The 19,885-nt window shown below is 72.4% G+C and carries 14 protein-coding genes and 2 pseudogenes; 6 read left to right on the forward strand and 10 right to left on the reverse strand.

Going from position 1 to position 19,885, the window contains the following annotated elements; translation table 11 throughout:
* The first annotated feature begins 2 nt into the window (after positions 1 to 2).
* From DMH12_RS11150 to DMH12_RS11160, 3 genes are read left to right on the forward strand one after another with little or no spacing between them, the layout of a single operon-like run.
* The gene (locus DMH12_RS11150) at positions 3 to 1,028 is read left to right on the forward strand and encodes an ABC transporter substrate-binding protein (RefSeq protein WP_185832252.1); all 1,026 of its coding nucleotides are present in this window, start codon (positions 3 to 5) and stop codon (positions 1,026 to 1,028) included.
* A complete protein-coding gene (locus DMH12_RS11155) occupies positions 1,025 to 2,134 on the forward strand; it encodes an iron ABC transporter permease (protein ID WP_260474178.1) in 1,110 nt (369 codons plus the stop codon). The genes DMH12_RS11150 and DMH12_RS11155 overlap by 4 nt, the downstream gene beginning before the upstream one ends.
* Positions 2,131 to 2,943 (forward strand): ABC transporter ATP-binding protein, encoded by an 813-nt coding sequence (locus tag DMH12_RS11160; RefSeq protein WP_125491410.1) that lies wholly within the window; start codon positions 2,131 to 2,133, stop codon positions 2,941 to 2,943. The genes DMH12_RS11155 and DMH12_RS11160 overlap by 4 nt, the downstream gene beginning before the upstream one ends.
* A 30-nt stretch (positions 2,944 to 2,973) precedes the next feature.
* Here the strand turns inward: DMH12_RS11160 and DMH12_RS11165 are convergent, their stop codons facing one another.
* Entirely contained in the window at positions 2,974 to 3,387 is a 414-nt protein-coding gene (locus tag DMH12_RS11165; protein WP_125491411.1) for a DUF4190 domain-containing protein, read from the reverse strand.
* Positions 3,388 to 3,734: 347 nt separating this feature from the next.
* Here DMH12_RS11165 and sigK point away from each other — a divergent pair, with 347 nt between their 5' ends.
* Entirely contained in the window at positions 3,735 to 4,322 is a 588-nt protein-coding gene (gene sigK / locus DMH12_RS11170) for an ECF RNA polymerase sigma factor SigK (RefSeq protein ID WP_125491412.1), read from the forward strand.
* On the forward strand, positions 4,319 to 5,092 hold the full coding sequence (locus DMH12_RS11175; RefSeq protein ID WP_125491413.1) for an anti-sigma factor: 774 nt from the start codon (positions 4,319 to 4,321) through the stop codon (positions 5,090 to 5,092). Before sigK ends, DMH12_RS11175 begins: the two co-directional genes overlap by 4 nt.
* Here the strand turns inward: DMH12_RS11175 and sbnA are convergent.
* The 7 genes and pseudogenes from sbnA to DMH12_RS11205 form a co-directional block, all read right to left on the reverse strand.
* A complete protein-coding gene (gene sbnA, locus DMH12_RS11180) occupies positions 5,073 to 6,062 on the reverse strand; it encodes a 2,3-diaminopropionate biosynthesis protein SbnA (protein ID WP_125491414.1) in 990 nt (329 codons plus the stop codon). The two genes, DMH12_RS11175 and sbnA, sit on opposite strands and share 20 nt — an antisense overlap.
* Positions 6,063 to 6,104: 42 nt before the next feature.
* A complete protein-coding gene (gene sbnB / locus DMH12_RS11185; protein ID WP_125491415.1) occupies positions 6,105 to 7,175 on the reverse strand; it encodes a 2,3-diaminopropionate biosynthesis protein SbnB in 1,071 nt (356 codons plus the stop codon).
* Positions 7,172 to 8,203 carry a TauD/TfdA family dioxygenase gene (locus tag DMH12_RS11190; RefSeq protein WP_125491416.1) on the reverse strand — a complete coding sequence of 344 codons (1,032 nt, stop codon included), beginning with the start codon at positions 8,201 to 8,203 and terminating at the stop codon, positions 7,172 to 7,174. The genes sbnB and DMH12_RS11190 overlap by 4 nt, the downstream gene beginning before the upstream one ends.
* A gap of 23 nt (positions 8,204 to 8,226) precedes the next feature.
* On the reverse strand, positions 8,227 to 10,695 hold the full coding sequence (locus tag DMH12_RS11195) for an amino acid adenylation domain-containing protein (protein ID WP_125491417.1): 2,469 nt from the start codon (positions 10,693 to 10,695) through the stop codon (positions 8,227 to 8,229).
* Positions 10,695 to 13,217: a Pls/PosA family non-ribosomal peptide synthetase gene (locus tag DMH12_RS11200; RefSeq protein WP_125491418.1), complete on the reverse strand. Its 2,523-nt coding sequence runs from the start codon at positions 13,215 to 13,217 to the stop codon at positions 10,695 to 10,697. The genes DMH12_RS11195 and DMH12_RS11200 overlap by 1 nt, the downstream gene beginning before the upstream one ends.
* A 132-nt stretch (positions 13,218 to 13,349) precedes the next feature.
* The gene (locus DMH12_RS40460) at positions 13,350 to 13,793 is read right to left on the reverse strand and encodes an AbfB domain-containing protein (protein WP_399187058.1); all 444 of its coding nucleotides are present in this window, start codon (positions 13,791 to 13,793) and stop codon (positions 13,350 to 13,352) included.
* A gap of 54 nt (positions 13,794 to 13,847) precedes the next feature.
* A pseudogene (locus DMH12_RS11205) lies at positions 13,848 to 16,178 on the reverse strand (AbfB domain-containing protein); the annotation flags it as partial.
* 210 nt (positions 16,179 to 16,388) lie between these two features.
* On the opposite strand from DMH12_RS11205, the gene DMH12_RS11210 reads away from it, so the two are divergent.
* Positions 16,389 to 18,068 carry an RICIN domain-containing protein gene (locus DMH12_RS11210; RefSeq protein WP_125491420.1) on the forward strand — a complete coding sequence of 560 codons (1,680 nt, stop codon included), beginning with the start codon at positions 16,389 to 16,391 and terminating at the stop codon, positions 18,066 to 18,068.
* A 10-nt stretch (positions 18,069 to 18,078) separates the two neighbouring features.
* Here the strand turns inward: DMH12_RS11210 and DMH12_RS11215 are convergent, their stop codons facing one another.
* Entirely contained in the window at positions 18,079 to 19,119 is a 1,041-nt protein-coding gene (locus tag DMH12_RS11215; RefSeq protein ID WP_125491421.1) for a LacI family DNA-binding transcriptional regulator, read from the reverse strand.
* 97 nt (positions 19,120 to 19,216) lie between these two features.
* Positions 19,217 to 19,885 (reverse strand): annotated as a pseudogene (locus tag DMH12_RS39030) (glycoside hydrolase 43 family protein); the annotation flags it as partial.

A 19,885-nucleotide genomic window follows, 5' to 3' on the forward strand; every position in this document is an offset into this window, starting at 1 on the left:
CCCTGTTCTCCCCTGCCCGACGCCGCCGGAGCCTGCGCGGCACGGCCGCGGCGTTCGCCCTGTCGGCGGCCCTGGCGACCACCGGATGCGGCTCGTCCGGCGGGACCGACGACGCCGGCCAGGGCGGTCCGGCAGCGGCGTCGTCCCTCGCGGGCTTCCCCGTCACCATCGACAACTGCGGTGTGAAGACGACCTACGACAAGCCGCCGTCCCGGGTGGTCACCATCCATCAGCACCCCGCGGAGCTGATGCTCGCGCTCGGTCTGAAGGACCGCATGGTCGGCACCGCCTTCCCCGACTCGGCCGTCCTGCCGGAGCTGCGGAAGGACTACGAGGCGATTCCCGAACTCGCCGAGCGGGAACCGTCGTTCGAGAAGATCCTCGACACCGAGCCCGACCTCGTCTACGGCGGCTACGGCAGCGCCTTCGCCGAGAACGAGGGCCGCTCCCGCAAGGCGTTCGCCGACGCGGGCATCGACACCTACCTCAACCGCGAGTACTGCGGTGAGAAGAGGGTGACGATGAAGGACACCTACGCCGAGATCCGTACCGTCGCGAGCATCTTCGGCGTCCCCGACCGGGCCGACGCGCTGACCGCCGACCTGCAGAGCCGTGTCGCCAAGGCGTCCGCCGCCGTGAAGGGCGAACCGGAGGTGCCGGTCTTCGTCTACGACAGCGGCGACAAGAGCGCCTTCACCGCGGGCGGCAAGGGCCTGGGCACCGACCTCATCCGGCTGGCCGGCGGCAAGAACGTCTTCGGCGACCTCGACGAGGTGTTCGGCGACGTCTCCTGGGAACAGGTCGTCGAGCGCAGGCCCGAGGTCATCGCGATCTACGACTACGCCGGAGCCGGCAGCGTCGAGCAGAAGAAGAAGTTCCTGCTCTCCCAGCCGGCCCTCGCCGACGTCCCCGCCGTCAGGAACAAGCGGTTCGTCGTCCTGCCGCTGACCGCGACCCTGGTCGGCATCCGGTCGGCCTACGCGGTCGGTGACCTCGCCCGCGGACTGCACCCCGCGAGCTTCCGGTGACGGGCACCGCCACCAAGGCGGTAGCCGAACCGGACTCGTCGGCCGCCCGGTCGCGCCGGGCGGGGCGTACGACGATGGCGGGGACGTCGCTCGCGCTGGCGGCCCTGCTGGTGGCCTCCGTGACGGCCGGTCTGGCCATCGGCTCGGTCCAGGTGCCGCCCGGCCAGGTCTGGGGAATCGTGACGCACGCCCTGGGCGCCGACCTCACCCAACCGGACTGGTCCCGCGCGCGGGAGACCATCGTCCTCGACGTACGGGCGCCGCGCGTCCTGCTGGGAGCGGTGACCGGTGCGGGTCTCGCGGTGGTCGGCACCGCCCTTCAGGCGCTGGTCCGCAACCCGCTCGCCGAGCCGTACCTGCTCGGCGTCTCCTCCGGCGCCTCCCTCGGCGCGGTCTCGGTCATCGTCTTCGGCGTCGGCTTCCTCGGACCCCTGTCGCTGTCCGCCGCCGCGTTCGCCGGCGCCCTCGGCGCGCTGGTGATCGTGTACGCCACCGCCCGCACCGGCGGACGCATCACCTCGACGCGTCTGGTCCTGTCCGGGGTGGCGGTCGCGGCGGTGCTCACGGCCGTCCTCGACCTGCTGCTGCTCACCACCGACCGCGGCAACGAGGCCCGGGCGGTGCTCGCCTGGACCCTGGGCGGTCTCGGCGGCGTCAACTGGCAGACCCTGTGGCTGCCGGGAGTGGCGGTGCTGCTGGGCATCGTCGTGCTCCTGGTGCAGGCCCGCAACCTCAACCTGCTGCTGGCCGGTGAGGAGGCGGCGACGACGATGGGCCTGGACGTCGCCCGTTTCCGGGCCCGCATGTTCGTGCTGCTGTCCCTGGTCACCGGCGTACTCGTCGCGGCGTCCGGCCCGATCGGCTTCGTCGGCCTGATCCTCCCGCACGTGGTACGGCTGTTCGTCGGCGGCGACCACCGCAGGGTGCTGCCCATGGCCGCGCTCGCCGGAGCGGTCTTCCTGATCTGGGCCGACATCGCCGCACGCACCGTCGCCGCGCCCATGGAGATCCCGGTCGGCGTGCTCACCGCGCTGTGCGGCGGGCCGTTCTTCCTGTGGCTGATGCGCCGGGACGCCCGGCGCGGCACCGACCGAGGAGGGGCATGAGCGCCGCGACCGACCTGTCCGTCGAGGGCGTCACCCTCACCGCCGGAGCACGCCACCTGGTGCGCGACGTTTCGCTGACCGCCTCGGCGGGCGAGGTGATCGGCCTGGTCGGTCCGAACGGCAGCGGCAAGTCCAGCCTCCTGAGAGCCGTCTACCGCGTCCTGCGCCCGGACACCGGCACGGTCCGCGTCGACGGCGCCGACACCTGGTCGATGACCGCGCGGCGACTCGCGCGCACGGTGGCGGCCGTGGTGCAGGACTCGGCCGCGGACTTCGACCTCGCCGTCCGGGAGGTCGTGGCCATGGGCCGCACGCCGCACAAACGGTTGCTGGCCGGCGACACGGCTGAGGACGCCGCCGTCATCGACGACGCCCTCGCCGCGGTGGACGCCGTCCGGCTGGCCGACCGCCCCTTCGACCGGCTCTCCGGCGGCGAACGCCAGCGGGTCCTCATCGCCCGCGCCCTCGCCCAGCGGCCCGCCCTGCTGGTCCTCGACGAGCCGACCAACCACCTCGACATCCGCCATCAGCTGGAGGTCCTCGACGTACTGCGGCGGCTGCCGGCGACCGTGCTCCTCGCCCTGCACGACCTCAACCTGGCCGCGTACTACTGCGACCGCCTCCACGTCCTGCGCGAGGGGGAGGTCGTGGCGTCCGGACCGCCGGCCGAGGTGCTCACGCCGGCGCTGCTCGCCGACGTGTACGGGGTCGTGGGAGAGGTGAGCGTGCATCCCCGTACGGGCGCGCCCCAGGTGACGTTCGTGCCCGGCGAGCGTCCGAGCGACCTCCCGGCCGAGCGGCCGCTCTGACGCGCCGGGCCTCGTCGCGAGCGGGCCACGTCAGTTGTTCACGTCCTGCTCGAAGTCGTCGGCGCAGGCGTCCCGTTCGCTCTGCGAATCGGCGTGCCGGACGCAGTCGTCGAAGTCCTTGAACTCGTCCGAGTTGAGGATGGACGCACCGATCGCGATGATCACCACGGAGGCGATCAGACCGAGCCCGCCCAGTACGGCACCGACTATGGACATCCCACGGCGCGGCGCCCGTCCGCCGCGCGCCCTGCGCGCGCCGATGATGCCGAAGATCAGGGCCAGCAGGCCGAGCAGGGCCCCGCCGACGACGGTCCAGAAGAGCAGGACGGCCAGGATGCCGAGGACGAGGGCGGCGACCGCCATGCCGTTGGAGCGCCTCATGCCGGCGTCGTGGTGCGTCTGGTGGGCGTGACCGGAAGATGCGGGGTGTTCGGGAAACGACACGTCGTCACTCTCATCTCTGTTTCCGTCCGGTTGAGTTGCCGTACGTGCCGGATGCCCCGATGTCGGTGACGGATGCGTGGGAGGCCGGGTCCGGTGCGGGTCGGCAGGCGCGGCGCACGCGGCGCCGGACGAGCGGGGCCGGCCGGGCGGTCGCGTGGGCCGGGCTCCGACCGCCCGGGTCGACCGGCATCCAAGGGGGCGGCGGCTACGAACCATGAGTGAGGGTTGTGCGGCCTTCACGTCTCCCGTCGTCCCGCAAGGAGGTGAACGCGTCAGGCGGACGGCTCCCGACCGCGTGCGCTCCCCGCTGGGATGCCCCAGTGTCGAGCAGAGCACGGAGGAGCGGAATGGACGACGGAGCCGAAACGGGCGCGGAACGGTCATCCGGTGAGAGCCGGGTGGACGAGTTGCTCACCCGTGCCGCCGCCGGCGACGAACAGGCGTTCGCCGGGGTCTACGACGCCCTGGCGCCGTCGGTGACGGGTCTGGCCTTCCGGGTTCTGAGGGACGAGGCGCAGGCGGAGGAGGTGACCCAGGACGTGATGGTGGAGGTGTGGCGCACCGCCGACCGGTTCCGCCCGGAACGGGGCGCCGCCCGGAACTGGGTGCTGACCGTCGCGCACCGGCGGGCCGTGGACCGGGTGCGGTCCGTGGTCTCGGGCCGCGCCCGTGAGCTGCGCACCGGCGCCGCGGAACTCGACCGGCCCTTCGACGCCGTCGCCGAGGAGGTCGAGGAGCGGGAGGAGCACCGCACGGTCTTCCGCTGCCTGGCGGAGCTGTCCCGGAAGCTGCGGCTGCCCCTGGTGCTGGCCTACTACGAGGGCCTGACCTACGCGGAGGTGGCCGATTCCCTCGCCGCCCCCGCGGGCACCATCAAGTCACGGATGCGTGAGGGGCTGCGGCGCCTGCGCGAGTGTGTGGAGACCGGAACATGACCGCGGGCGGCGGCGACCCGCACCTCGACGTCGGTGCCTACACACTGCGCGCCCTGCCTCCCGACGAGGAAGCCGACTTCGAGAACCACCTGGCGAGCTGCCCGGCCTGCCGGGAGGAGGCCGACGAACTGGCGGCGACGGTGGCACTGCTGGCCGCGGCGGAGTACCGCGCCCCCTCCCCGGAGGTGCGGCGGCGAGTGCTCGCGCAGATCGGGACCGTACGTCAGGAACGCCGCGTCGCCCCCGACCGTGACCTGGAGGCCGCAGCTCTTGCGGCGCGGCGGCGACGCAGGGGCCGACGTGCGCTGGGGTTCGCCCTCGCAGTGTCCGTCGCGGCGGCCGCGGCCCTCGGGGGGATCGCCTGGTGGCAGCACTCGGAAGCGGACACGGCCCGGGCAGAGGTCCACGAGGCCCGGGCCGGCGCCGAGGCGCTCGCCAGTGTGCTGGCCGCTTCCGACGCCACCATCAGCACCACGACACTGTCGGACGGCGCGACAGCGAGCGTGGTGACCTCGCGTGCCGAGGGCGAGGCCGCGTTCATCGCGGCCGGTCTCCCGCCGCTCAGCGGCGACCAGGTCTACGAACTCTGGTACGCAAGGGGCGACGAGCACTGGCCCGCCGGGCTGCTGCCCGGCACGGGCGGGGACTTGGCGCACGTGATGGAGGGGCCGCTCCGGCAGGCGACCACGGTCGGTATCACGGTGGAACCCGCCGGCGGCTCACCCCAGCCCACCACCAAGCCTCTCGGCGTCATCGCCCTCCCCGCGTGATCCGCGTGACCCCTTCCGGGCCGAGGGCGTCGTCGCCGTAGAGGGCCTGTACCCAGTTGCTCTGGTAGACGGTGTCGAGGTAGCGCTCACCGAGGTCCGGTGCGATGGCCACGGGGGTGACGCCGGGCGTCCCGTGCCGGGCCAGCCAGTTCGCCGCGCCGCTGACCACGGTGCCGGTTGAACCGCCGAAGAGGAAACCGCGCCGCGCCAGACTCCGGCAGGTGCGGATCGTGTCGACCTCGTCGACGCGCACCGCTTCGTCCACGTACGCCTCGTCGAGGAGCGGCGGCCGGGTGCTCATGCCCAGGCCCGGGATCATCCGGCGGCCCGGCGGGTCCCCGAATATGGCGGAGCCGACACTGTCCACGGCGACGATCCGCACCGGCCGGTGCCAGGAGCGGAACCAGCGGGCGCATCCCATCAGGGTGCCGGTGGTCCCGACGCCGATGAAGAGCACGTCCAGACGCGGGAACCGGCGGGCGATCGCGGGAGCGGTCCGGAAGTAGTGGGCCCGCCAGTTGTCGGCGTTGGTGTACTGGCTCAGCCAGACATAGTGCGCGTCCGCGGCGCACAGGGCCCGCACGTGGGCCAGCCGCGCGCCCAGCAGGCCACCGGTGGCGTGCTCGTCGGAGACGACGTGCACCTGGCTGCCCAGGGCTTCCATCATCAGCCGGGTGGTCAGGTTGCAGCGGGAGTCCGTCACACAGACGAAGCGGTATCCCTTGCTCGCCGCGATCATGCTCAGCGCCACACCGAGATTGCCGGAGGAGGACTCCACCAGGACGGAGTCCGGACAGAGCGTTCCGCTGCGTTCGGCGGACTCCACCATCTCGGTGGCCGCCTTCAGCTTGATGGAGCCGGCGAAATTGAAGCCTTCGCACTTGAGGAAGAGCCGGTGCCCGAGCATCGGGGCGAGGTCGACGTAGAGGTCTTCCTCGTTGAAGGACTGAGGGGTGGTGATGACTGGCACGATGCTCTCCTCGGATAAGTCCGGTGGCCCGGCGGGACGGTCTCAGCCGTGCCGCCTCAGTTCGTGGAAGAAGTCGTCGATGATCCGCAGCTCCCCGGACCGCGCCACCTCGTCGTAGACGAACTTGCCTACGGCCAGGTCGAGCACGCCGAGGCCGAACGGCGAGAAGACCACCGGCCGGTCTGCCGGAACGGTGACCCGGCCGGCCATCACGTCGTCGAGCGTGCCGTGCAGGAAGGCGCGGCTGCCGGTGAGACGTTCGGTCAGGTGGGGCGAGGTCGAGGCCCGGAGGCAGTGGTCGATGTCGTCGACGACGTTGGTGGCGGACAGGAGCACCTGGGGGGCCAGGTCGCGCAGGGACACGTGCAGCACCACCGGGTTGTGGCGGAACCAGGACGGCTCGTCGATGTGCGGCCGATCGGCGACGGTGGCGAAGACGATCAGGTCGCTGTTGCGGACCAGTTCCTCGGCGCCGCGGTGCACCGTGACCCGGCCGGCGGCCCCGGACTGCTCCAGGTAGGTCCGGAAGCCGGCGGCGCTCTCGGCCGACACGTCGTGCACGCCGACGGCGTCGAACGACCAGCCGGTGGCCGCGAGGTAGGTGTGGATGTACCGGGCGATGAGGCCCGCTCCGACGTAGCCCACCCGGGCGGGGCGGACCCGCCCCCGGCTCAGCCGGTCGGCGGCCGACGCGGCGGACGCGGCGGTCCGCGAGGCGCTGATGATGGAGCTCTCCAGACAGGCCAAGGGGTAACCGGTGTCGTGGTCGTTGAGCACGAGGACGGCCGACGCCCTGGGGAAGCCGGAGGGGACGTTGGTGGGGAAGCTCGATATCCACTTGATGCCGTCCACGCCGTGGTCGCCGCCCAGGGATGCGGGCAGCGCGATGATCCGTGCGGTGGGCCGGTCGGTGAAACGGAGGAAGGAGGACGGCGGGTTGACGGTGCGGCCGGCGCCGTGCAGGCGGTAGGTCTCCTCCACGACGTCCACCACGGCCTTCTCCTGTCCCCGCAGGGCCTCCTGGACCTGACTGCCGGGGATGACGGCGAAGGGCGGCACGGACGGTGTGTCCGCGAGCGCGGTCGCGGCTGTGCCGGGTCGTACGGTGGTCATGTCGCCGTCCCTTCGGATCCTTGAGCGTGCGGCGGTACGGGGTCGCCCATCGCCACCAGCACCTCGCGCGGTCCCTCGTACGCCTCCCGGCTGTGCGCGGTACGGATGTTGTCCACGATCATCAGGTCCCCGGCCTGCCAGGGCCGGCGTACCGTGTGCGCCTCGTAGGTCTTGTTGATCTGCTCCACGACGTCCGGGGACACCGGGTCGCCGTTGCCGTACAGGGTGTTGAAGGGGAGTCCGCCGGACCCGTACTCCTCCACGAGGAACTCCCGGACATCGGGGGCCATGGTCCACTCGTTGAGGAACGCGATCTGGTTGAACCAGCAGCGCAGACCGGAGACCGGGTGGCGGACCACGGCGCCGCGGTGCTGCCGGGTGCGCAGCGAGCCGTCCGGCTGCCAGGACCAGTCGATGGCGTGGGCGCGGCAGTACGCCTCGACCCCGGCCCGGTCGCCGGTGCCGAAGGACTGCTCGGGCGAGGTGCCGATCTCGTCGTGGTAGGCCCGGGTGAGCATCCAGCCCTCGCGCTCGAACCGGTCGGCGACCTCGCGGGGCAGCGACCGCAGTACGGCGGCCGAGTCGGCCACGGCGGTGGCGCCGCCCGCGGTGGGCGGCCGGAGGCAGGCGAACAGCAGGAGACCGGGGCAGCGGATCGCGTAGCTCATCTCGTGGTGCATGCACATCGGTTGGTTCTGCGGCCATGCCGACGACGAGTAGACGCCCTCCGCGTGGCGGTCGCGGGCGGCGAAGCCCTCCCGTTCGGTCATCGGAGTGGCGGCCAGCCGGTCGAGGACCGCCCCGACACCGGCCGGGTCGCGCAGGCCGAGACCGCGGACGGTGAGCGCGCCGTGCTCGGCGACGAGGCCGCGCAGGGTGTCCCGGTGCTCGGCCACCCAGGCCGCGGGGTCGGCGGGGGCCGGGGTCTGAAGGACCGGCGGTGCGTCGCTGTCCGGCACCGGGACGATCGCGGTGGGCGGGGCCTGCGCCGGGGCGGCGGGGTGCTTGCGGAACAGTGCGGACAGCATGGGGTCCTCCTTCGGAGGTGTCTTTAGGTCCCGGCCGCCGGTGGGGCGGATCCGGCGCCGGTCCGGGTGTCGAGCAGGCGGGCCAGATCGGCGAGTGCCGGGTGGCGGGTGAGGTCGTGCAGGGAGACCGCCCGGTCGAGGGCGACGGCGAGCCGCACCGCGGACAGGGAGGTACCGCCGAGCGCGAAGAAGTCGTCGCACCGGCCGATCCGGTCGGGTGGCAGGCCGAGTACGTTCGCCCAGGCCGACGCGAGCCGTTCCTCGGTGGGTGTGCGCGGGGTCCGGTCGTCGTGGCCCGGGGCGGCGGGTTCCTCGGCGAGGGCGGCCAGCGCCTTCCGGTCGGTCTTGCCGTTGGGGGTGAGCGGCAGGCTCTCCACCAGGTGGAAGGAGGCCGGGACCATGTACGCGGGCAGCAGGTTCGCGAGCCGCTCGCGCAGTTCGCCGGCGGACACGCGCCGGTCGCCGGCGCAGAAGGCGGCCAGTTGCCGGCCGTGCCCCTGGGCGCCGGTCACGACGACGGCGCAGTCCCGGACCCCGGCGACCCGCAGCAGCGCGTTCTCCACCTCGCCGGGTTCGACGCGGAATCCGCGGATCTTCACCTGCGCGTCCGTACGGCCGAGGAATTCCAGCTTTCCGTCGGGCCGCCAGCGGCCGATGTCACCGCCCAGGTAGAGGCGTTCACCCCGCCGGTGCGGGTCGGGCAGGTAGGCGGCGCGGGTGCGTTCCGGGTCGTTGACGTAGCCGCGGCCGACGCACACGCCGGAGAAGGCGATGGTGCCCGGGGCTCCGAGCGGGACGGGGTCGAGGTGGTCGTCGACGACGTAGACGCGCACGTTCTGGACGGGGCGGCCCAGTGGGGTCCGGCCGGTGGCGGGCGGCCCGTCCATCACCTCGTGGTTGGTGTCGTCCGACGTCTCGGTCAGTCCGTAGGCGTTGACCAGGCGGACGCCGGGCCCGGAGCCGAACCACCGCCGGACGAGTCCGCCCTTCAGCTCCTCGCCGGTGACCGACACGCACCGCAGGTCGGGCAGTTCGCGGGGGCGGCGTTCCAGCGCGCTCAGCACGACGTCGAGGTAGGAGGGGACGAGCTGGAGGACGCCGACCCGGCCCTCGGTGATCGTGTCGAGGAAGCGGTCGGCGTCCAGGATCGCGTCCTGGCCGATCAGCAGGGTGCGTCCGCCGGTCAGCAGACCGGCCAGCAGTTGCCACAGGGAGATGTCGAAGCACTGCGACGCCGTCTGCGCCACCACCGTGCCCTCGTCGATGCCCAGGTCGTCGATCTTGGCGTGCAGATGGTTGAGCAGGCCCGCGTGCTCGCACATCGCGCCCTTGGGTTCCCCGGTGGAGCCCGACGTGAAGAAGACGTAGGCGAGCCCGTCGGCCGGTACGCGCAGGGCGGGGGCGGTCCCGTCGGCGGGCCGTTCGGTGACGTCCGGGACGAGCAGGGCGCGGGTGCCGGGCAGGGCGGTAAGGGCCCGGTCCAGGTTGGCCGTGCTGTCCGGTTCGGTGAGGACGAGGTGGCAGCCGGCGCGGCCGAGCATGGTGGTCATGCGGTCGGGCGGGTAGTGCGGGTCGACGGGCAGGTAGGCGGCCCCGGCCTTGAGGACGGCGAGGACGGCGGCGGTCCAGTTCAGGTCGCGCTCGGTCGCCACCGCGACCACGTCCTCGGGGCGCACCCCCTCCGTGAGCAGGGCGCGCGCCAGCCGGTTGGCGCGGGTGTCCAGCTCCCGGTACGTCCAGTGCCGGTCCCGGTGTACGACGGCGACGGCCTCGGGGTGGATCCGGACGCGCTCCTCGAACAGTTCGTGGACGCGGCGGTCGGGCAGGTCCCTGCGCGGTCCCGCGAGTCCGTCGAGCTGGCGGCGGACCTCGTCCGGGGAGAGCAGGGTCCGCCGGTCGTGGTGGGCGCCGGGGTCGGCGGCGATCTGTCGGAGGGCGGCCAGGTGGTAGCCGCCGATCCGGGCGGCGCAGTCCGCGTCCAGGGCGTCGGTGCGGTACCGCAGGCGCAGTACGCGCCGGCCGTCCCGCTCCCCCGCCGTGACGGCGAGGACGGTGCCGTCGGGGAGCGCCGTGGACGCGTCGCCGGCCGGGTCGAGGACGGCCTCGAAGCCTGGCGCGGGCGTCGGTCGGGTGGTGGGCGTCGGCGCCGCCCGCCGGGCCGCGTGCACGAGGTCGCCCCAGGTGCCGGGGCGGATCGTCAGTTCCCAGGGCAGCGGTCCGGAGCCGGACGTTCGGTGCCCGGCACGGACGGTGCGGTCGCCGGAGAGCAGCGACAGCACCTTGGCGTGCGCGGCCAGCACGATCGCGCTGAGCGGTACGCCGAGTTCACCGGCCCGCCGGTGCAGGACCGCCGTCAGTGCGTCGGGGAGGGTGACGGTGTGCTCGGCCGTGCCGGGCACGGGCGTGCGCGTCCAGCGCGGTACGGCCGTTCCGCCGGTGCCGGCCGGTGCCTCGGGTACGGGGGCGTGCCGTTCGGTCGTCGCGGTCGCCATCACGATTCGCCTCCGTCGCCGTGGGACACGGGGCGGGCCGGATTGCCCGTCCAGTGGGCGCGGGCGGGGACGGTCTCGCCCTTCATCAGGAACACGTCCGCCGCCAGTTCGGCCCCGTCGCCGACCGTCACGCCGTAGTGCACGAAGGCGCCGACGCCCAGGGTGCAGCCCGAACCGATCGCGCTGCGGTCCGACTTGAAGGTGCCGTCCTCCTGCGAGTGGCACTGCACGACGCTCCCCGCGTTGAGGGTGCAGTCGTCGCCGATGGTGACCATCTGGCGCTCGGTCAGGCTGCAGCCGTCGTCGAAGACCCGAGCGCCGACCCGGACGCCGAGCATGCGCCACAGGACGCTCTTGAACGGGGTGCCGTTGAGGATCCGGAAGTACGTCTCCGAGGGAATCTTCCAGTAGCGTTCGCGCAGCCAGAACCGGGGGTCGTAGATCGAGCAGAACAGCGGTCCCGGGGGATGCAGGGCGACGACGGCCCGCTCCACCAGGACGAAGTACGCGAGGGCGAAAGGCAGCAGGACGGCGTTGGCCAGCGCGATGACCGCCGTGCCCCACTGCGGGTACAGGCTCGCCGCCGAGGCGTAGAGCAGGCTGACGCAGAAGAAGAACAGCCAGCCCGTGAACAGGTGACAGGCCATCGTCGTCGCGTTGTGGCGGTTCTTGGCCGCCAGACGGCGGCGCAGCCCGTCGCCCTCCTTCAGCTCGTCGAAGGTGCTGTCCCGCGGCACCGAACGCGGGATCTCGAAGGAGGGGGAGCCGAGCAGGCCGACGTCGTGCCGCAGCGGCCCGTCGAGGGGGATGTTCACCTTGGTCGCCAGCAGGCAGTTGTCGCCGGTCCTGCCGTCCGGCGGGTAGGCGATGCGGTTGCCGAGGAAGTTGTGCGCGCCGACGGCGGTCCGCCTCAGCCGGAACGAGGAGCCGGAGTACTCGGCGTTCATCAGCGAGAGGCCGTCGGCGACCATGGTGCCGGTGCCGACCACGCTGACGAAGGGGCTCTCGTGCTTGACCTGGGTTCCGAAGTTCGAGCCGGTCTGCTCGATCCGGCACAGGTCGTACCCGATCCACCGCAGGTAGTGCACGATGCTCGTGCTGTCGCCGAACAGCCGGGTGAGTGACCTCCGGTTGCTGATCAGGGCCGTCGCCCGGTGCAGGCCGTGGTGCAGGCCGTAGAGCGGGTACGTCCGGCCGGGGACGACCCACCGGCTCATCAGACGCGGGACGGTCCCCACTACCAGGATGGCGAGGAGCACGGCACCGAAGAAGGCCGCGGACGTGACCACCAGCAGGTCGGCGTAGAACACCCAGTTGACCGGTGTCACGGGTCCCTGGCCCGGCACCGAGGCACCCTCCAGGACGCGGGAGCCCAGTACGTCGACCAGCCCCACCGCGACCGGCAGGTAGACCAGCAGCGCCGTCAGGAGGAGGACGGTTCCGTAGCCGGCGCGCCGTGCGGTGCCGCAGCGGGCGGGCTCCACCCGGCGGAAGTCCGGTCCGCCGGGCTGCGCGGGCGACCCGTACCAGCGCTCGCCGTCCGGGACCGCCTGGCCGGTGTGGAGCGAGGAGGCGTGGCCCAGCTGGGAGCCGCGCCCGAGTGAGGTGCCGATGTCCAGCACGGTCGCCTCACCGACGACCGCGTCGGGGCCGAGGGCGACGGGGCCCGTCTCGATCACTCCGTCGGTGGCGCGGTAGCAGCTGAGCAGCGAGTCCTTGCGGACGACCGCGCCGGCGCCGATCGTCAGCAGATCGGTGCACACGGGCAGGCCGCGCGAAAGGAACGTCACTCCTCGGCCGACGCGCGCCCCCAGCGCCCTCAGGTACAGGGGGAACAGCGGTGTTCCGGCGAACAGGGCGAGGGGGCTCGTCCGGATCAGCGTCCTGACCAGCCAGAAGCGGACGTAGACGAGGCTCCAGACCCGGAACCGGGTCGGCGTCCACCGGCCGACGAGCAGCCACTTCGCGATCACCGGGAGGGCGGACAGGACGACGAGGAGCACGGCGCCGAACCCGACGGACCTCAGATACGTGTCGAGCAGGCCGCTTCCGGCGGAGATCCAGTCGTAGCCCAGGGCGGTGACGACGGCGAGAAGCCCCGCGTAGCCGAAGTAGCTCAGGACTTGCAGTACGCCGCAGAGCAGGTGGTGGGGCCGGCCGGCCGGCGACTCCGGTGCCACCGGCGCCCGGGCCACGATCGTCGCCGGCTCGGGAGCCGGCGTCGGCGGATGCGCGAGCGCCGCGGTCAGGGCACCGACGCTCGGATGCCGGTAGATGTCGCGCATCGACACGGACGGCAGGTCCGGCCGCTTCCTGACCCGGGCGCAGAAGTGTGCCATCACCAGGGAGTCGGCGCCGAGGTCGTTGAAGAAGTGACTGTCCGGGTGCACCTGCTCCACGTGGACCACGTCGGCGAGCAGCCTGGCGAACGTCTCCTGCGTATGGCCGGCCGGGGAATCCGCGGACTCTCCGGGAAGGTGGGCGGGGGCTGTCTCCCGTACCTCTAGCCGCTGTCCCGTCATGAGGGCTCCCTGGGCCGCTGCCTGTCGGACGTCTTGCCGTCTGTCAGGTATTCGTCGCCGGGAGGGAGAGGTATGAGGGGAGCGCGGGTTTTCTTGCCCGGAGAGGTCCGCGGTCGCTCGGTGCGCGTTCGGTCAGGGTGCCCAGGGCGCCGCGATGCTCCACGTCGCGTCGGCCGTGAGGGTCTGCGGGCGGTTGTAGGCGTCTGGGGCGCCGCTTCCGGAGGCGATGTACACCGCGGACTCGAAGTGCCGCAGATAGGAGCCCGGGATGTTGATCGATTCGAAGGTGACGCCCGGACCGCCGATTCCGGGGCGGGCGCAGAAGGTGGCGTCCTGCCTGAAGAGGGCCGAGCCGTCGTCGGTCGCCGTGCGGACCCGGCTGTCGGCGTGGCGCAGGAACCGGCCCGGGTAGTTCACCGACTCGAAGGAGTAGCACGACGAGTCCGCGAGCCCGCGCCGCAGGGTCCAGGTGGCGTCCTGCTTGAGCAGGCCGGAGCTGTTCGCGTCGACGGTCTCCGTGTGGGCGAGGCTGTCGGCGTGCCGCAGGTACCGGTTGGTGTGACCCCACGTGGTCACCCGCAGGGACTGGCGCCGGTCGGTGGGCAGCAGGACGGAGCTGCGCCACAGTGCCGGCTCCCCGGCGTTCCAGGTGGCGTCCGCGGCGAAGGACGTGCTGGTGTCCCACGGGTTCGGGCCGCCGCCGCGGGCCAGGTACACCTGGTCGGCGTAGTGGCGCAGGTAGCTGCCCGGCTGGTTGGACGCCTCGAAGGAGACGCCGCCCGCGGCCAGGCCCGGCCGGGAGCACCAGGTGGCGTCGGCGGCGAACGGGCCGCCGGTGTCGGAGTCGATGCGGACCCTGCTGTCGGCGTGCCGCAGATAGCGGCCCGGCTGGTTGACCGACTCGAAGGAGAAGCAGCGCGGGTCGGCCAGTCCCGCGACGGTGCGGAAGGAGGCGTCCTGGCGCGCGCCGTCCGCGGAACCGGTGCTCAGTACGTCGGTGCGGGCCGCCGAGTCGGCGTGCCGCAGGTAGCGGTCGGTGTGCCCGGCCGTTGTCACCCTGAACGAGCGGACGTGTCCGAGGGTGAGGCCGGCCGGGGCGTTGAGGTTGCGGGAGGCGTCGAGGAGCGCCGTGTGGGCCTGGCGTACCTGCTCGGTGTCGACCTTCTGCACGCGCCGGTCGTAGGTGAGCAGGCCGTTGTACTCGCCCTCCACGTCGGTGATCTCGGTGTAGACGTACGCGGACAGCCCCTTGGCCGTCATGAGCTGCCGGACGTCGCGCACCATGCCGGTGTAGCGGTCGTTCAGCTGCTCGCGGCTGGTGACCTGCTCGTAGGCGAAGAACTGGCCGTTGGGGCTGTACTCGTGGCCGGGCGTGCGCAGTCCGACGCCGCCGAACTCGCCGAGCACGGAGACGCGGGTGTCGGAGGGGCGCGGTGCGTCGGGGCCGGTGTAGACGTGCCAGTCGATGATGTCGCCGGTGCCCGGGTCGCCCCTGGAGTCGCAGCAGTTGTAGCCGCTGTGCGGGTTCATCAGCCGCGTCGGGTCCTGGTTCTCCAGAGCGGTGGTGACGCGCCGGGTGGCGGCGAGGTCCCATTCGCCCCAGCCCTCGTTGAACGGGACGTAGGTGACGACGGCCGGTGAGAAGCGGTGTTCGTCGACGATCTCGCGCGCCTCGGTCTCGAACTGCGCGGTCTGCGCCGGGGTCCGGGCGTGGTCGAACGCCGGTGTGGACGGGATGTCCTGCCACACCAGCAGCCCGAGCCGGTCGGCGTGGTAGTACCAGCGGGCCGGCTCGACCTTGATGTGCTTGCGCACCATGTTGAAGCCGAGTTCCTTGTGCTTGCGCAGGTCGAAGGCGAGGGCGTCGTCGGTGGGCGCGGTGTAGAGGCCGTCGGGCCAGAAGCCCTGGTCGAGGGTGCCGATCTGGAAGACGAACTCACCGTTGAGCGTGGGGCGCATGACCCCGTCGATCTTCTTGGTGCCGATCTCGCGCATGCCGAAGTAGCTGGTGACGGTGTCCACCGCGGCGCCCGAGGCGTTGCGCAGGGTGACCCGCAGGTCGTACAGGAAGGGGTCGTCGGGCGACCAGCGGCGGGCGTCGGGGACGGGTACGGAGAACTCGGTGAAGCCGCCGGTGGCGCGGCCCACGACGGTCGTGCCGTTCATCGCCTCGGCCAGCACGGTGTGGCCGTCGACGTTGCCCCGGGTGAAGACGCGGACCCGGGCGGTGTTGTCCGACAGGCTGGGCCGGACGTCGACGGAGTAGACCGACGACACGGGTGTGGGCTCCATCCAGACGGTCTGCCAGATTCCGGAGGTGGGCGTGTAGAAGATGCCGCCGGGGTTGTTCACCTGCTTGCCCACGGTCTGCTTCTCGCCGCGCCCGTCGGTCGGGTCGTAGACGCGCACGATCAGTTCGTTGGCGCCGGTCCTGAGCTGCGGGGTGACGTCGGCCTCGAAGCGGTCGTAGCCGCCCTTGTGGGAGGCGACCCGGGTGCCGTTGACCCAGACGGTGGCCTCGTGGTCGACGGCCCCGAAGTGGAGTTGCACCCGTCTCCCGTTCCAGCTCTGCGGGACGGTGAAGGACCGCTTGTAGAACATGAGGTCCCGGTTGTCGTTGCGCATGATGCCGGACAGGGCCGACTCCACCGGGTAGGGCACCAGGATGCGTTCGGGCAGGGTCTGGCCGGTCGGCGGTGCGGCGTTGCGGTCGACGTTGCCCGAGCCGTCGGCCGGCGGGTTGAGGAACTCCCACTCCCCGTTGAGCGACTGCCACTCCGGCCGCGTCATCTGGGGTCTCGGGTACTCGGGCAGGGGGTTGGTGGTGGACACCTGGCCGGTCCACGGAGTCGACAGCGGAGGTGTCTTGGGCATGACAACCGCAGAAGCGGTGCCGCCGAGGAGCAAGGCACCTCCGGTCAACATCAGCAGAGCCGCCAGACAGGCGATGAAGCGTCGCATCGAACTCCTCCTGAGCGCAGGGGCACACGTGGGTGAGCGACTGAGACGCGGGGAACGTAGCACGGAAACAGACTTCAACGAAGTCCTTCAGTAAGAGCTAGAAACAAACATTTTCCTTCAGCGAGACCTAAGGCGTCCCTCCTGTTTACATCGATGTACACGCGGCTCTACCCTGGCGCCGATTTCGTCCTCGCAGGAAGGAAGACCGTCGTGATCCTCCGCCTGTACCACCTTCTCCGGCGTGCCCGGGCCCGGGCCGCGCTCACTCTGCTGACCGGTGTCCTCGGCCTGTCCCTGGCCGTTCCCGCCACCGCCGGCACACCGCAGGTGTCCGGCCGGTCCCCGGCCGTCTCCCCCGCCGCCACGGGAACGCCGTTGCGTGACGGCACCGGTCTCTACCCGCGCGCCGTCCGGCTCGCGCACAACGGCGCGGCCAACGGGCGCGTCCTCGCGAGCGTCGTCACCTTCGACGGCAGCAACGGCGTCGGCGCCATCCACGAGAGCACGGACCAGGGTGCGAGCTTCCGCGAGGTCGGCCGGGTCGTCGACCCGGACTCCGCGGCGGGCCAGGGCCTGTGCTGCGCCACGCTCTTCGAACTGCCCCGGCAGGTCGGCGGGTTGCGGGCCGGCACGCTGCTGTGGGCCTCGTCGGCCGGTCAGGACGAGCAGGACCGGCGGATGGCGCTCAGGATCTGGCGGAGCGACGACGTGGGACGCACCTGGTCCTACCTCTCCTCCTGTGCCGTCGCGGGCGGCACCGGCGGTCTGTGGGAACCGGAGTTCTCGGTGGCCGCGGACGGCGCGCTGGTCTGCCACTACTCGGACGAGACGGACCCCGGGCACAGTCAGAAGCTGGTCGCCGCGCGCAGCTACGACGGCGTCCACTGGCAGGGCCACCACGACACCGTGGCGAGCGGCTGGTCCGCGGACCGGCCGGGCATGCCGATGGTGCGGCAACTGCCCGACGGCAGCTACTTCATGAGCTTCGAGATCTGCAACCCCGGCGGCCAGTACCAGTGCGTGGTCCACTTCCGGACCTCGGCGGACGGGTGGAACTGGGGCGACCCCGCCTTCCTCGGGTACCGGCCGGAGACGGTGGACGGCAAGTACCTCCGCGCCGCGCCCACCGTCGCCTGGGCACCCTCCCCGGACGGCGCTCCGAACGGACGGCTGCTGCTGATCGCGCAGCGGCTGCTCAACAAGGACGGCACGCCCGCGGCGGACAGCGGCCGCACCATCCTCGCCAACACGGAGAACGGCAGCGGGCCCTGGTACGAGATCGAGGCGCCGGTCGCGGTGCCGGCGCCGGAGGTCAACTACTGCCAGAACTACAGCTCGCCGCTGCTGCCGTCGGCGGACGGCCGGCGGGTGCTGGAGATCGCCACCGACTGGGACGGCTCGGTGTGCAAGCCGTACTTCGCCACCGGGAGCCTCACCGGCACCGGTGACGCGGCGGGCGTCGTGGACGGCGCGCTCCACCGGCTGGTGAACGCGAACAGCGGGCACTGCCTCGACGTCGCGGCCGACTCGCGGGAGCCCGGGGGCAACGTCCAGCAGTGGACGTGCAACGGGCTCGGTCCGCAGGACTGGACCGTGCGCGCCCGCGGCGGCGGCCACTTCACGCTGACCGGCCGGAACAGCGGCCACTGCCTGGACGTGGAGAACGGCTCCGCCACGCCGGGCGCGAACGTCCGGCAGTGGCACTGCAACGGGTCGGCCGCCCAGGACTGGCGGCTGGAGAACGCGGGCCGGGGCTACTACCGGCTGGTCGCCCGCGCCGGCGGCCGGTGCCTGGACGTGGCCGAGGGCTCCCGGGCACCGGGCGGCAACGTCCGGCAGTGGACCTGCAACGGCCTCCAGCCGCAGCTCTGGCGGCTGCAGCGGGTCTGACCGGCACGGATCACGGTGTGGCCCGCCGGGCAGTGCTGCCCCGCACCACCAGTTGCGTGGGGAGTTCGAGCCGGAGCCGGTCGGCGGGCTCGCCGTCGATGATGCGCAGCAGGGTGTGGGCTGCCATCGAGGCCATGTCCTGCAACGGCTGGCGGACCGTGGTCAGCGGCGGGTGGGTCCAGCGGGCCACGGGGAGGTCGTCGAAGCCGACGAGCCCGACGTCGTCCGGGATGGCGTAACCGCGTTCGCGCAGCGCCTCGAAGGCGCCGAGGGCCTGCAGGTCGCTGGCGGCGAAGACGGCGGTGGGCGGTGCCTCCCCGGCGGCCTCTGCCGCGTCCAGCAGGCGGACCGTCTCGGCGCGGCCCGAGGCGTCGTTGAACTCCCCGTGCGGCACCCAGCCCGCCGGCACGGGGAGTTCGGCCGACTCCATGGTGGCGCGGAAGCCGTCGGCACGGGCTCTGCTGCACAGCACGTGCCGGGGGCCGGCCAGGTGGGCGATCCGGGTGTGGCCGAGGTCGATCAGGTGCCGGGTGGCGCTCACCGCGCCTGCCCAGTTGGTGGCGCCGACGGTGGGGACCAGCGCGTCCACGCTGCCGACGGGGTCGAGCAGGACGAACGGGACCTCCAGCGCGGCCAGCCGTTTGCGCTGCTGCGGGGTGAGGTCGGAGACGACGAGGATCGCCCCGTTGCTGCGGCGGGCGGCGAGCTGGTCGATCCACTCCCGGGTGTCGGAGCTGCGTCCGTGCACCGCGGACAGGACCATGCTCGCCCCGGCCTCGTGGAGCACCTCGTCGACCCCGCGGATGATCTCCACCGACCAGAGGCTGTCGAGTTCGTTGAGGACGAGGTCGATGACGGCGCCACGGCGGCGGGGAGGACGGCGCTGGTATCCGAGGTGCTCCATGACCGCCTCGACGCGGTCCTTGGTGTCCGTCGAGATGTCGGAGCGCCCGTGCAGGACCTTGGAGACCGTGGACACGGACACCCCCGCCTCGGACGCGATCATGCTCAGGGTGACCCGGGTCCGGGCGTCGGGCTTCTCCGCCGTCATGCGAGTGTCATTCGAGGTGTCCGTTCCGCTGGGTGGTGCGTACTCCGCCACTCCGGGGGCCGCCACGCAGGAGTCTGCCATGGTCCCTCCGCCGGGCTCACCCCGCCTCGTCGGGGCCGGGCGGCGTGTGCCGGTACTCCGCCCAGGCGAAGTCGGCGGTCATCCGGGCGCCGGTGAGGTCCTGGGCACACAGTCCGGCGAAGGCTCCGGTGAACCCCCACGCCGTGAAGTGTCCGGTCGACGGGTCGCCGAGGGTCGCGCTCTCGTCGGAGAGCCGGGTGACGTCGAGGTCGGGACCGATCCGCCGCCAGCCCGACGCCCGGCTGCCGCGCCAGGCGAAGGCCCCCTGCGCCCCGCGGACCGTCAGCCGCAGGTCCACGGCGCCGGGCGGTACCGCCACCGGGGGTGCGGGCTCGAAGTACCGGCCGTGGGCGCACAGTCCGACGCGCAGCACCCGGCCGAGGTTCTCGTCCCAGGTCAGGTGCAGATAGTGCCAGAGGGTCGAGTTGTAGTAGTGGACGATGCCCGCCATCTGGAGCGGTGAGCGCGGCGCGGCCTCGACGCGGGCCGAGAAGACGAACTCCTTGGCCTGCTGGCGCCGCGCCACCAGGCTCTGGCCGTGGGTGGAGCCGAGTGACTGGCCACCACGCAGCCGCAGGTGGCCCGGGCGCTCGGTCAGGTTCAGCCAGGAGGGGTCCGGATGGCGGCGCAGGGTCGCCCAGGGAACGGCGAGACGCGGCCGGTCGAAGTCGTCCCGGACGGGTGG

It is taken from the genome of Streptomyces sp. WAC 04229, assembly GCF_003947455.1.
In the GTDB taxonomy this organism is placed as follows: Bacteria; Actinomycetota; Actinomycetes; order Streptomycetales; family Streptomycetaceae; genus Streptomyces.

Excerpts from the sequence above, each read along its gene's own strand:
- DMH12_RS11160 (WP_125491410.1), top strand. The coding sequence starts at position 2,131 with ATGAGCGCCGCGACCGACCTGTCCGTCGAGGGCGTCACCCTCACCGCC.
- sigK (WP_125491412.1), top strand. The coding sequence starts at position 3,735 with ATGGACGACGGAGCCGAAACGGGCGCGGAACGGTCATCCGGTGAGAGC.
- DMH12_RS11175 (WP_125491413.1), top strand. The coding sequence starts at position 4,319 with ATGACCGCGGGCGGCGGCGACCCGCACCTCGACGTCGGTGCCTACACA.
- sbnB (WP_125491415.1), bottom strand. The coding sequence starts at position 7,175 with ATGACCACCGTACGACCCGGCACAGCCGCGACCGCGCTCGCGGACACA.
- DMH12_RS11190 (WP_125491416.1), bottom strand. The coding sequence starts at position 8,203 with ATGCTGTCCGCACTGTTCCGCAAGCACCCCGCCGCCCCGGCGCAGGCC.
- DMH12_RS11195 (WP_125491417.1), bottom strand. The coding sequence starts at position 10,695 with ATGGCGACCGCGACGACCGAACGGCACGCCCCCGTACCCGAGGCACCG.
- DMH12_RS11200 (WP_125491418.1), bottom strand. The coding sequence starts at position 13,217 with ATGACGGGACAGCGGCTAGAGGTACGGGAGACAGCCCCCGCCCACCTT.
- DMH12_RS11215 (WP_125491421.1), bottom strand. The coding sequence starts at position 19,119 with ATGACGGCGGAGAAGCCCGACGCCCGGACCCGGGTCACCCTGAGCATG.